Raw genomic sequence first — 12577 nt, forward strand, 5'->3', positions numbered from 1 at the left:
TTACATGTGTCTTGACACTAATAGTTACATAGATTTAAATAAAGTACAAGACAGAACTTTATGAGGAGAGCGAAATGATTTATTTGGACTATGCAGCGACTACCCCGATGTCAGACCTCGCAATCGAGGTTTACACGAAGGTAGCACGCACGTATTTTGCGAATTCACAAAGCCTGCACGATGAAGGAACTTCTGCTGCTCAACTCCTAGAAGTAGCGAGGCAAACCATCGCTCAATCGATCAACGGACACCCTTCAGGCGTGTACTTTACATCCGGAGGAACGGAATCAAATATTCTAGCGATACGAGGACTAGCTAAAAAGCATACTTCAGGTCACATGATTACTTCGAAAGCTGAACATTCTTCCATCCTCCATACATTTCAACAGCTCGAAAAGGAAGGGTTCGACATCACGTATCTCTCGTATGATGACAATGGTAGGCTCAAGTTGGATGACCTGATCGAAGCGATTCGAGACGATACGATTCTTGTATCGATCGCTCATGGAAACAGCGAGATCGGCACGCTCCAGCCAATCGAAGAAATCGGAAAGGAACTCATGGAAAGAGGGATTCCATTTCATACGGATGCGGTCCAAACGTTCAGCAAACTACCTATCGATGTCAAAAAAATGCACCTTACCGCTCTTTCCTTATCTTCACATAAACTATACGGACCTAAGGGCGTAGGAGTATGCTACATCGATCCGTCACAGTCATGGCAAGCAAGCTTACCCGGAACGGTCCATGAAAAAGGGTTTCGACCGGGTACAGTGGATGTACCAGGGATTTTTTCCTTTACAGCAGCGGTTGAAGAAGCGACCACAAATATGGAGCTCGCTCTTCAACAAAGTAAAGCATTAAGAGACTTTTTACTGAGTGAGTTGAACGGAACAGACGTGATTATAGAAGGGGGAAGCGATGAGGGGCTTCCTCATATCGTAGGACTGCGGCTGAATGGAATCGAAGGACAGTACGTGATGAATGAACTGAATCAAAAAGGAATCGCCGTCTCCATAGGCTCCGCATGTTCGATCGGTCAGCAAAACCCTTCCAAAACATTAAAAGCGATCGGACGAACCGATGACGAAGCAAGAGAACTCGTTCGAATCAGTTTTGGGAAGCAAACGACGAAAGAAGAGTTAGAAAAGACAGCATTAGTGATCCGCAGTATAGTAAGCACACGGCATTATCCTTCACAGGCACCACCCGGATAATGTCGAAAAAACACCGATCATCCTAGCGATGATCGGTGTTTATCATACAGTCTTATTTTCTCTATCCTCTACAAAACGAGCTACCTCAAATATTCCTCTAGGACACGGTCGGTATTTTTCATATATGTCGCGATGTTTTTTCCTACATAACGTAAGTGCCAAGGCTCATACTTGTATCCTGTCACATGCTCTTCTCCTTCTGGGTAACGGATAATGAACCCATATTCATGCGCATGCGCATCGACCCATTTCCCTTCATCGGTGTATGCGAATTCTTCGACCAATTTATAGTCTACATCTGGACTCGTTACATCCATCGCTAGACCGGTTTGGTGCTCACTATGGCCAGGCTTTGCACTTACTCGATTCGCGTACTCTTCTCCATGTTCCTCAACATTTCGTTCATAAATTCGCTTTTGTCGTTCATACGATCGATCCTGATTGAGCATAGAGGTCGAGTCCTGCTCGCTCTGCTCCATCAAACAATGCTTCTAAGTGGTCGACAGCGATTGTGTTCATCTTCCGCTTATTGTGTTCATAATCGAACGGAAACGGAACGTTCGGTTCCTCTAATTCTGCAGGAACATACGTTGATGGCAGATCACGCTGCTTGTTCACTAGCAACAGTTGGATCGGTAACGAAACTTCGGTATCGACATATTCATCGATCGCGCCATAACCACCTAGGACTGTAAACTTCGTTAGCCCTTTATCAGCTATATATAGTTTTGCAGGATTCGGTACGTAGTTTTTTTCGATCAACAGGAGCGAGTCGTCGGTTTTTGCTGCTAAAACGGAGCCCGCTAATGCATCCGCAAAATCCATACCTGTGGCTAAATACGTTTCATCAGCACTTCCCTGTGGAAAAGCGTCCGCGACGGCACGAGATGTTTCGAAACGATCACTTCCATCAATTCTCATCGAATTTGGAATATCGTCCTCTACGTAATTCGGGATAACTCCTGTTCCCCCGATTACATAGTTTCGTTCATTAGAATCAATACGATCTTCGGTAACAGTTGGAAGGCTATCTTCTAACGTGAGTAAAATTGGATATCCTCTGTAAGCTGCATACGGTGCGATGGATAACGCATCTGGAAAATTCTCACCGCTTACGACAGCTGCTCTTTCACTTGTATCCATCCGGTCAGCGATCAGCGCTGCTGTTTCAAACCGATCGCTTCCTGATATCCGCTCCACTTTTAAATTCATTTCATCTTCTAAGTATGCTTCCACGTCATAAGAGACTGCTCCAGAGCCTCCGAGTATGATTATGTTTGTCGGATTTAACCGCTGAATTTCTTTCTTCGTCGCGTTTGATAGCTTCGTAGATTGCGTTAGCAAAATCGGTGCATTTTCTTGATAAGCTAGAGGCGTTCCAGCGAGGGCATCAGGGAAGTCATTTGCTCTTGATAAGACCACCGTGTCACTACCATCAGGCCAACCTTTCTTTGATACTTCAACAGCCGTTTCGATTCGATCGCTTCCAGAGATTCGATCGATCTCCACTGCTTCAGCCATTTTAGGGAACGATAGAACTAGTGCCATAAGTCCAATTCCCCACAGTAAGCCTACTCCAAATTTGTGTGTAAGCATATTTAATCACCCCATAGTCCCCGTTCCCGTAATATTTGTAATAAAACTATCATCACAGGCGAATTCTAAAATTAGTAAAACCTTACCATCAACAAGTATGTAAACAAAAAAGAGCCCTCACGTAAGGGCTCTTCCTTAGTCTATATAATTGTTCGACAGCTTGTAACAAATATCGGGTGGTACCTGTCACCTTACGCTTAATGTCATCTCTGGCTTTGGTTCTCTTTCTTTGTAAACAGGTTTCTTCTTCGCCGGTACCGTGATCACATAGTGATTTAGCGGGAACAGCTGGAGAACTTTGATAAAGCCGATCGACGTTGCAAGAATAACCGCAAACATGAGCGGTGCTGTTTCAGTCGACCATACGCTCTCAGGAAGCGTTTTAGTGTAAACAATGATCACTAATGGGTGAACTAAATAGATTCCCATCGATAAGTTTCCAAGCATTGCAAAAAACTTTTCAATCCAATACGATTTTCTCACGGTCTGGTACATTCCAATAACCATCAATGTCATGAATGGGATGTTAATCATATTCGTCCATCGATTATTTTCAATTGAACCATTTGTTTTGTATTCATAAACCGCAAACACAATTATACTTAGGAAGCCTAAAAAACCAAACCAGTTCAGCTTTTTACCAAGCTTCAAAATAGGATCCCAATGATAAGCAAGGAAACCTCCAAAGATAAAGAAGAAAATCCATTTTGTAAGAATTGCTCTTTGCTCTAAAAGCTGACTTACCACTGTTACATTCTCCGGTGAATAGATATAAACAAAGTAATAGTTAGCGAATACAGCTATAGCTAACGCAAACCACCAACCGATTTTCGAGCGGATAAGTTGTAACACCGGGAATATTAGATAAAATTGAAAAACAACTGACATAAAATAGAGATGATAAAATGAATTACCCATCGCGAAATCTACCGCAAATTGCTTCCAATTACTAAAGATGTCGACTTGAAGAACATACTTCATTAAAAGAAGATACACAATACTCCAGATTAGAAATGGCATGCCGACTTTCACCATACGGGAGTGATAGAATCGTTTTGCATCGAACCCTTTGTTCCTCACTTGCAAGAAGAGTAAGAACCCACTTATAACTGCAAAAGTTGGTGTTCCAAAACGACCGATCTGGTTAAAAAACTGAGTGAACTCTGTAAAGGTATTGTCGTGTCTATAATAGTAGATTGCAGTCACATGAACAGCTAAAACAAATAGACAGGCAATCGCACGTAAAAAATGTATCTCATTTATATAACCTGATTTATTTTTCTTCATAGGTGTCACGTCCTGTTGAAAATAGTAGCGTTACGCCAGAATCCAAAATACTACATCATTCGACATAACGATACTATTATAACGAATGTTCGCCTACTATCTAGCTTTTAGCGTTATTTTTCATAGAAAAGTAATCTTTCTGTTATTTAATTTTGTGAAAATGACAGAGATGACGTGTAGACAATGGTAACAACAGGAATCGTTTCACTTTTTTTCAAAAAAGAAGAACGAGCTACTCAAAGCTCGTTCCTAAGTTCACGTTTTACTCAAACCCCAAAATATCCTCCTCAACACCCGGTCCAACAGCTCCACTACCGCCTAAGATCGTGTAAAAAGTAGTGTTCTCTTCTTTAAGGAAGGTCTTTGTTCCAGATGGTAAACGATTTTTCATCGTCAAAATTGTTGGCTCTCCGTAGTTTGCGGCAAGAACGGATCCTGTAAGAGCATCCGCGAATCCTTCACCAGTCGCGAGGAATACGCCCACCGTCTGCATGTTCAGCTCTTTCGTAATGGAGATCGACGTTTCATAACGGTCTTTTCCTTTTAAGCGAGTCGGCGAAGGCAATTGATTTTTCACCTTCTCACTAATTGCACCCGTTCCGCCGATCACATACGTTTTTGTATAGGAAGACATCGCATTCTTCGTCGCTTTTGAAAGCTCGTTTTTATCCGTTAAGTATATTGGAATGCCATACATCGCTGCATACGGCGCGATGGAAAGGGCATCTGGGAAGTTGCCTCCGTAAGCAACGACTGCTTGTTTTGTTGGTAAAAGTTCATCCGCGATCGCTGCTGCCGTCTCATAGCGATCTTTACCTTTTAACCGCTCGACTTCAAGCCCCATCTTATTTCGCAAGTCGTTTTCAACATCCGCTGAAACGGCACCTGTTCCTCCTAAAATCGTAACCTTCTTCACACCAAAATCTCGTATTAATTCTCGCACTCGACTATCAAGCTTTGCTTTAGGCGTTAGTAGAATCGGTGCATCTAATTGAAATGCAAGAGGCGCACCTGCAAGCGCATCTGGAAACGTTGAGCCAGTGGCAAGAACAACGTTATCTGTTCCATATGGCCAGCCGTATTCAGCGATTTCGATCGCCGTTTCATAACGGTCTTTACCAGAAAGACGCTCAATATACTCGGTGTTAAAAGCAGAAAGTGCATACATACCATCTGTTCCTCCACCGTTTAGATCGATTGCTCCTATATAGTATGTTCCTTCAGGAATCGTATAAATCTGCACCTGAGTGCCGTCGTCGTAAACCTCATACAGATCAGGTTCGAGCCAATCACCATAAGCATCAGCTACGAGGTATCCTAAGTCTACGTTCGGTTGTGAAGAGCCAACTACAACGAGCTCTATAGGATTGTTGACTTGGATTTGATAAAAATCTACATCTTCCCAATCAAATGTACCGTATACAACGTCTTCCATATGAAGGATATTGGCCTGACTGAAATCATCATTCGGCTCATTCTCTAAATAGTCACCTAGCGTTTTAACACTAGTTGGATCTTTTGAAAGCTTTTGTTTAAGATGAGCTTCAATTTTCTCTTTCTCTTCGGTAGAGAAAGAAGTACTTTTGTCCTGTTTTACTTTGGATATCTCTTCTTTTAACTCAGACGTGCCATTTGCTGCAGACGCGTCTGTCCAGGTAAACCCGCTGAATACTAAAATCCCAAATAATAGCCATGATAGTGTTTTCCTCACTCGCTCATCCCCGCCTCTTCTCCCAGATTATGTAACATAGACTCATTATATAGGTGAATAGTTTCATAATCCATGTAAGGTACTGTCGAACGATGATTTAGGTACATACTACCATAATCTGGTTCGACAAAAAGCGGGTGGTGACAGGCACCGCATTCTTTATTTTCTGAAAATACTAGAAATTTAGAATAAATTGGGTTATCATGGCAATTAACAGCAAAGAAATTGTATACAATACATGAACACAATCGAGAGGGATCAATACAAATGAAAAAAAAACGAAACGAAGAACTCGCTTACGAGAAAGTAAAGCGAGCAATCATGCTCAAGAAGTTAAACCCAGACCAGCGCGTAACGGAAGAATGGCTAAGCCAAGAATTAAAGATGAGTCGAACTCCGATTCGCTCTGCCTTCAAACGTCTTGAGAGTGAAGGCCTTCTCACGTTGATCCCCCATCGAGGGGCATTCGTGTGCAACCCTTCTGACAAAGAGCTCGAGGATGTGTTTCGCCTGCGCGTCGTGATCGAGCGTTATGCTGCTGAGCTAGCAATCGAAAACATGACAGATGAAGATGTTGTTGAGATGGAGATGTTATTGAAGCGTGAGCTTGAGGCATATGAATCTAAGGATTTTGAGGCATTCCTAACCATCAACTCCCTCATTCACGCCTTCCCTGCTAAACTCTCAAACAACACGTTTCTCCTTCAGGAAATCGAGCGTTTAAACCAATGGTCCGATTGCTACCTGATCTTGAAAGACGAATTTTACACCATACCAACTGAAGAAGCGAAGTCCATCCCAGAACATCATGCGATCTTAGAAGCTTTTCAAAAACGAGATGTAGACAAGATGTGCGATGCGATTGAAGCTCACTTACTTTCAACGCTCGACGACTTGTCTGAACGCAAATCTATTTTTAGCTAAGGAGAGATTTTCTATGAGACATGCATCGATCAATACCCCTCTTCCAGGGCCAAAAGCTAGTGACCTATTAGAACGCAGGAAAAAAATCGTTCCTGACGCGGTTAGTTACGGCGTTCCAACTTTTGCTAGAGAAGCACATGGCGCAAAAGTTACAGACGTAGATGGCAATACGTTCATCGACTTTGCTGGTGCTATCGGTACGATCAACGTTGGCCACTGCCATCCAAAAGTGAAGGATGCGCTTCATGATCAAGTGGAAAAGTACATCCACACTGGTTTTAACGTCATGATGTATGAGCCATACATCGCCCTAGCTGAAAAGTTAGCTGAACTCGCACCTGGCGCGCACGATAAAAAAGTGCTTCTCCAAAACAGCGGAGCTGAAGCTGTAGAAAACGCAGTGAAAATCGCTAGAAAGTACACTGGTCGCCAGGCGATCGTCACATTTGCGAACGCTTTCCACGGTCGAACGCTTATGACGATGTCGATGACGAGCAAAGTTAAGCCATACAAGTTTGGCTTCGGACCGTTTGCTCCAGAAGTGTACAAAGCTCCTTTCCCTTACGCATATCGTCGTCCAACGACTATGACGGAAGAAGAATATAGTGCGCACATGATCGAACAGTTCAAAGACTTTTTAATAAGAGACGTCGCTCCCGAAACGATCGCAGCAGTTGTGATGGAGCCTATTCAAGGGGAAGGCGGATTCATCGTACCTGACAAAGCCTTTGTAAAAGCTGTTAGAGAAATATGCGCTGAGCACGGCATTCTTTTTATTGCTGACGAAATTCAAACAGGTTTTGCAAGAACAGGTGCCTACTTCGCGTCGGAGCACTTTGACATTACCCCTGATCTCATCACTGTATCGAAGTCACTTGGTGCAGGCATGCCGATCAGCGGCGTGATCGGCAGACAAGAAGTAATGGATGCCGCAAACGGTGGTGAGCTCGGTGGAACATACAGTGGAAACCCATTAGCATGTCGCGCTGCTCTCGCTGCCATCGATGTGATTGAAGAGGAGAAGCTGAACGATCGGGCAAACGAAGTTGGTCAGGTAGTAAAAGATACCTTCCAAACATTATCTAAAGAAGTGGATTGTATCGGTGATATCCGCGGAATTGGAGCGATGGTTGCAGTTGAAATCGTGAGCGACTTAGAAAAGAAAACACCTGCTAAAAGCTTAGCCGCTCAAATGATTTCTACTGCTCAACAGCAAGGACTTCTCGTACTTGGAGCAGGCGTCTATGGCAACGTCATCCGCTTCCTCATGCCGCTCGTTATTACGGATGAGGAGCTTGACGAAGGCTTGTCCATCATTTCAGACGCAGTGCGAACGGTTTGGAATAGCACGTTAGTCACTTCAGAAGAGTAGGAGGTTTCAAGCATGCAAGAAGGACAACAATTAAAGAAAGTTCTATCGAGGTTCGACCTCCTCTTCCTCGCACTAGGTGCGATGCTCGGTTGGGGATGGGTCGTGTTATCTGGTACATGGATTACATCCGCTGGCTCGTTCGGAGCCGTTTTAGCATTCGTGATTGGAGGATTTCTAGTCGTCTGTGTGGGACTGAACTACGCTGAGCTCGCCTCCGCCATGCCTAAGGCTGGTGGAGAGCATGAATATGTGCATAGAGCACTTGGCGAAAATATGTCCTTCATCGCGTCATGGGCCATCACACTCGGGTACGTGTCGGTCGCAACGTTTGAAGCCGTTGCGTTACCGACCGTCATCGACTACCTCATCCCTGATTACCAGTCTGGTTACTTATGGACCGTTGCAGGATGGGATGTTCATCTAAACTGGGTATTGATCGGGTCAGGTGGTGCGCTCATTATCACTCTGATCAATTACATAGGACTTAAGCAAGCTGCTGCCATGCAGACATTTTTCACGATTGTCATCATTGGCGTCGGACTTCTCTTAATATTCGGGTCAGGTATCCATGGTGATCCATCGAACCTCGCTCCCGCTTTCGTTGGAGGAGCCGGTGGTATCATGACCGTGCTCGTCATGGTCCCATTTCTATTCGTAGGATTCGATGTTATTCCTCAGGTTGCTGAAGAAGCGAACTTGCCACAACGTCAGATCGGTATGTTCCTTGTTGTTTCCGTAGTCGGAGCGATCTTGTTCTACCTCGCGATTGCGCTTGGGGTTGGACTAGGTCTTAATCAAGAGCAGCTAGCCGTAACAGAACTCGCATCAGCAGACGCAATCGCAAGCTTATTCGGATCAGACCTATTTGCTCAAATCTTAATCATCGGTGGTGTAGCCGGGATTATTACGAGCTGGAACTCGTTCGTCATCGGAGGAAGTCGTGTTCTTTACGCGATGGCAAAGTCCGGCATGCTCCCAGCTTGGTTTGGACGACTGCATCCAAAGTTCAATACGCCTTCAAACGCAGTGTTGTTCATCGGAATCTTGTCTATGCTAGCACCGCTATTAGGACGTTCTGCGCTCGTCTGGATCGTCGATGCTGGCGGACTTGGTATCGTTGTTGCATATTTCCTTGTCGCACTATCATTCATTGTCCTTCGTAAAAGAGAGCCGAACATGGAACGTCCTTTCCGAGCTGCAAAATCTCCCGTTTATGGTTATCTTGCACTCATCCTTAGCTTCGGTTTCATCACACTCTACTTACCAGGTATGCCAGCGTCTCTCATCTGGCCATACGAATGGATCATGTTTGCTGGGTGGGCAATCGTCGGATTGTATTTCTTTATGAGGATGAGGAAAGGCGTTTATAAAGAAGTAAGTACAGAACAAAACAAAACATTTTAGTGAGAGTGCCTGTCACCACCCGTTTCATGTCGAATAGCTTCAGCCAAGGCTGAAGCTATTTTTTCTATTATATATTCAATTGAACACCCTAAAGGTCATTAGACAAATACCGGGTGGTACCTGTCACTCGTCACCTTATCGCCGCATAGAACCCGTCAGAATAATCCCGACCACACTCAAGCAGTAGTGAAGCAAGCTCCTCGCTCTTCTCCCTTGTAATCTTCCCCTTGTTTTTCTTCTTCACGTAATGAACAAAGTCTTGAATCCGAAAGATCGGACACGTATCATCCTGTTTCCCCATCCAAACCCCCCGTGAATTTGTCATAATAACGACAGGTTCGACTTGAAAATAATAGCCATTACGCCTCAAATACTTCCTGAGATGGTTTGCATGATATATCGATTGCCCCTGTGGACTTTTTACGATCGTTTTCTTTGTGACCTTCCCTCTACTGTTGTATGGATACCATAGCCACCCTTCTCGATGAGGATAGAATCTACCAGTAATGTCTTTGGTTTCGATACAATAGATTTTCTCCGGGCCGATTAAGACGTGATCGATTTGAGTTCCATTTCGACCATTCGGTATGACAAGATCATTCATCAATGTAAATGAGTCAGGTAACCACCCCTCTATCACGTCAGACACCTTGCTTTCCCCTTCTTCACCAGGCTGCAGCTTGATATGTTTCCCCAAATCTTTAAGCTGATGTCTTCTATCTCCACACAACTTTCGCAAGAGCAGTTCACGACCTACGAACCATCCTAGAATAAATCCTATCGGGAAAATAAAAAACAATGCGATTCCAAGTGCAAACATCCATAGGATCGATAAAAAGAGAATGTCCTTTTTATTCTCTCTCTTAATCCGATCAATCTCGCCTTCTAACCTTCTCTTCATAAAGAGTGACTCTTCTCTTGTCCGTTGAAGAATCGTGTCTCTTTTCGCAACCCTCGCCATATCGTCACCTTTTCTACCTATCTATTTTTATAACCATCTTTATTTACCTTAAGTATACTTTTACTCCCAACAACTGTATATATATTCCAGTTAACGTCTTTACGAAAAAAATAAAAAAACGAGTTGCCCCCATGCAACTCGCTTTTCTCTACTGGATTGTATAAACCACGCCGAACGTATCCCCTCATTCATTCCGCTCTATCAACCTTAGTTTCCATCACCTCCACCCGGCGTATGTTGTGGTGGAAGATCCTTATCGCTTAAAGGCGATGTACCGCTAAGCTCTATCGGTTCTCCACTACTGCTTCCCCCAGTGAAATCGATAAGGAAGCCTCCTAATAACAAACCTGTTACAAGAAAAACACTAACTATTAATTTCTTCATAATAGGGCCCCCTCACCTTGAAACAAATATGTAGTGTGTTTTCTGTAGTTTAACCTAACTAGGAAGAAAGGCGTGTTTCTGTTTAGAGACTATTACCTATATATAGCAGGGTTTTTTCTTACAAATTCTTCAATTCCCTTCATAAATATAACTTCAGGAATATTTTCACATTCATCTCTAACATCCATTAAAAAGAGACTAGCAGCACTAGTCTCTTTTTCCTACTCTATTGTTTAACTTTTTTATCTTCAAAATTAGGAGCTTTACGTGGCTTCGCATACTGCTCATAAGAATAAGCGATGTTCAATAAGGTTGATTCATCAAACGATTTACCAAGGATCTGGACACCTACAGGCAGTCCATCTTTTGTGAAGCCTCCTGGCATGGAGATAGAAGGTAGTCCTGTTTGCGATGAGATCAACGTATTTGTCGGAAACGTTAATACCGTCCATTTTTCGCTATGAAGCTCTTCTTTTGTTGGAGGGAGAATCTGAACATCTGGGAAGACGATCGCATCTAGTTCATGTTTTGCCATCACATTCTCGATTTCCCTTTTAAATAAATCCTGCGCTTTGAGCTGTTTATAATAGTTTGGATCTTCTTCAGGATTTTTCGGTCCGCCTACGATTCCTTCGAAGAGATCTAATAGAGGATGGTAGTGCTGATTTTCATAAATACCATCGATCGTCTCTTTCGACCTTTCTTGGATAAATTGATCGATGTCATGCTTTGACTGCGTTAAATAAAGAGCGGTTTCTTCATTAAATTCCTGAAGTCTAGGTATCGTAACAGAATCGATTACAGTCGCACCAGCTTCCTTCATCGCACCGATGGCTTTATTAACAACTTCATTCACTTGAGACGATTCGGGGTCGTCATCAGATCCAAAGGCATCACGAAGCACGCCTATTCGAGCACCTTGCATTGCCTTTTCATCAAGGTTCTTAGCATAGTTCCCTTTGTCCTTTGCGTAAAGGGAAGCGACTGTAAAAGCATCGGTTTCATCGTATCCGACTAACGTATCTAGTAATATAGCAGCGTCTTTCACAGTTCTTGTCATTGGACCCGCTGTATCCTGGAAATGGACCAATGGTGACATCCCGTTTCGACTGATCAAACCAGTCGTCACTCTTACACCAAAAACATTATTGAAGGATGCCGGTAGTCTGATTGATCCCCCAGTGTCTTCACCGATCGCGACCGTACCGAAGTTAGATGCCACACTAGCAGCACTACCACTGCTCGAACCACCAGGGTCTCGCGTTAGATCATATGGATTTTTCGTTTCGCCACCTGCTGACGAAAAAGCAAACCATGATGTTGCAAAGTCCGGCAATAGCGTTTTTGCAAGGATGATTGCACCTGCTTCACGAAGCAGCTTGATCGCAGTCGCATCCTCTTTTGGCACATAGTCTTTGAAGACTTCCGAACCAAACGTCGTGGTAATTTCTTTCGTTTCGACCTGATCTTTCACGAGGATTGGAATCCCATGCAGCAATCCTTTAAATTCTCCCGTTTGTTTGAAATAACGATCGAGTTCATCCGCTTCTTCTAAGGCTTTTGCATTTACATTGATAATAGAATTGATTTCAGGGCCATTTTTGTCGTAGGCGTCAATACGTTCTAGATAACTTTCAACGAGACCTCGGCACGTTACTTCACCAGACTTCATAGCTGCGTGAATCGATTCGATCGTTGCTTCTTTTACATTAAACGTCATA

11 protein-coding genes are annotated in these 12577 nt (G+C 43.6%); 4 read left to right on the top strand and 7 right to left on the bottom strand.

Features of this window, described 5'->3' with window-relative positions; genetic code table 11:
• Nucleotides 1-74: 74 nt before the first annotated feature.
• A complete protein-coding gene (locus tag ACXAHI_RS10635; RefSeq protein WP_474847595.1) occupies nt 75-1217 on the top strand; it encodes an IscS subfamily cysteine desulfurase in 1143 nt (380 codons plus the stop codon).
• Between the two features lie 80 nt (nt 1218-1297).
• Here the strand turns inward: ACXAHI_RS10635 and ACXAHI_RS10640 are convergent, their stop codons facing one another.
• The 4 genes from ACXAHI_RS10640 to ACXAHI_RS10655 all read right to left on the bottom strand — a co-directional run bounded on the left by ACXAHI_RS10640 (nt 1298) and on the right by ACXAHI_RS10655 (nt 5811).
• The gene (locus ACXAHI_RS10640; RefSeq protein ID WP_474847597.1) at nt 1298-1666 is read right to left on the bottom strand and encodes a M15 family metallopeptidase; all 369 of its coding nucleotides are present in this window, start codon (nt 1664-1666) and stop codon (nt 1298-1300) included.
• Entirely contained in the window at nt 1641-2813 is a 1173-nt protein-coding gene (locus ACXAHI_RS10645) for a cell wall-binding repeat-containing protein (protein ID WP_474847599.1), read from the bottom strand. The genes ACXAHI_RS10640 and ACXAHI_RS10645 overlap by 26 nt, the downstream gene beginning before the upstream one ends.
• Nucleotides 2814-2999: 186 nt before the next feature.
• Nucleotides 3000-4100, bottom strand: a complete 1101-nt coding sequence (locus tag ACXAHI_RS10650) for an acyltransferase (protein WP_474847601.1) — start codon at nt 4098-4100, stop codon at nt 3000-3002.
• A 262-nt stretch (nt 4101-4362) separates the two neighbouring features.
• The gene (locus tag ACXAHI_RS10655; protein WP_474847603.1) at nt 4363-5811 is read right to left on the bottom strand and encodes a cell wall-binding repeat-containing protein; all 1449 of its coding nucleotides are present in this window, start codon (nt 5809-5811) and stop codon (nt 4363-4365) included.
• A gap of 267 nt (nt 5812-6078) precedes the next feature.
• Between ACXAHI_RS10655 and ACXAHI_RS10660 the strand changes: the two genes are divergently transcribed.
• Genes ACXAHI_RS10660 through ACXAHI_RS10670 form a run of 3 tightly spaced genes read left to right on the top strand, consistent with a single transcriptional unit; the run spans nt 6079 to nt 9511 of the window.
• Nucleotides 6079-6735, top strand: a complete 657-nt coding sequence (locus ACXAHI_RS10660; RefSeq protein ID WP_474847605.1) for a GntR family transcriptional regulator — start codon at nt 6079-6081, stop codon at nt 6733-6735.
• 13 nt (nt 6736-6748) lie between these two features.
• The gene (gene gabT / locus ACXAHI_RS10665; RefSeq protein WP_474847607.1) at nt 6749-8107 is read left to right on the top strand and encodes a 4-aminobutyrate--2-oxoglutarate transaminase; all 1359 of its coding nucleotides are present in this window, start codon (nt 6749-6751) and stop codon (nt 8105-8107) included.
• A gap of 12 nt (nt 8108-8119) precedes the next feature.
• Entirely contained in the window at nt 8120-9511 is a 1392-nt protein-coding gene (locus tag ACXAHI_RS10670) for an APC family permease (protein WP_474847609.1), read from the top strand.
• 130 nt (nt 9512-9641) lie between these two features.
• Here ACXAHI_RS10670 and ACXAHI_RS10675 read toward each other — a convergent pair whose 3' ends face one another.
• The 3 genes from ACXAHI_RS10675 to ACXAHI_RS10685 all read right to left on the bottom strand — a co-directional run bounded on the left by ACXAHI_RS10675 (nt 9642) and on the right by ACXAHI_RS10685 (nt 12576).
• Entirely contained in the window at nt 9642-10472 is an 831-nt protein-coding gene (locus tag ACXAHI_RS10675) for a nuclease-related domain-containing protein (protein WP_474847611.1), read from the bottom strand.
• Nucleotides 10473-10679: 207 nt separating this feature from the next.
• On the bottom strand, nt 10680-10856 hold the full coding sequence (locus tag ACXAHI_RS10680) for a hypothetical protein (RefSeq protein WP_474847613.1): 177 nt from the start codon (nt 10854-10856) through the stop codon (nt 10680-10682).
• 226 nt (nt 10857-11082) lie between these two features.
• Entirely contained in the window at nt 11083-12576 is a 1494-nt protein-coding gene (locus tag ACXAHI_RS10685; protein ID WP_474847615.1) for an amidase, read from the bottom strand.
• Nucleotide 12577 lies beyond the last annotated feature (1 nt).

The sequence above is a fragment of the Anaerobacillus sp. ABD4_527 genome, from assembly GCF_056160805.1.

What these genes read in the sequence shown, in the direction of transcription:
- ACXAHI_RS10670 (WP_474847609.1), top strand. Translation starts at nt 8,120, where the DNA reads ATGCAAGAAGGACAACAATTAAAGAAAGTTCTATCGAGGTTCGACCTC.
- ACXAHI_RS10685 (WP_474847615.1), bottom strand. Translation starts at nt 12,576, where the DNA reads ATGACGTTTAATGTAAAAGAAGCAACGATCGAATCGATTCACGCAGCT.
- ACXAHI_RS10650 (WP_474847601.1), bottom strand. Translation starts at nt 4,100, where the DNA reads ATGAAGAAAAATAAATCAGGTTATATAAATGAGATACATTTTTTACGT.
- gabT (WP_474847607.1), top strand. Translation starts at nt 6,749, where the DNA reads ATGAGACATGCATCGATCAATACCCCTCTTCCAGGGCCAAAAGCTAGT.
- ACXAHI_RS10660 (WP_474847605.1), top strand. Translation starts at nt 6,079, where the DNA reads ATGAAAAAAAAACGAAACGAAGAACTCGCTTACGAGAAAGTAAAGCGA.
- ACXAHI_RS10640 (WP_474847597.1), bottom strand. Translation starts at nt 1,666, where the DNA reads ATGCTCAATCAGGATCGATCGTATGAACGACAAAAGCGAATTTATGAA.
- ACXAHI_RS10675 (WP_474847611.1), bottom strand. Translation starts at nt 10,472, where the DNA reads ATGGCGAGGGTTGCGAAAAGAGACACGATTCTTCAACGGACAAGAGAA.
- ACXAHI_RS10635 (WP_474847595.1), top strand. Translation starts at nt 75, where the DNA reads ATGATTTATTTGGACTATGCAGCGACTACCCCGATGTCAGACCTCGCA.
- ACXAHI_RS10680 (WP_474847613.1), bottom strand. Translation starts at nt 10,856, where the DNA reads ATGAAGAAATTAATAGTTAGTGTTTTTCTTGTAACAGGTTTGTTATTA.
- ACXAHI_RS10645 (WP_474847599.1), bottom strand. Translation starts at nt 2,813, where the DNA reads ATGCTTACACACAAATTTGGAGTAGGCTTACTGTGGGGAATTGGACTT.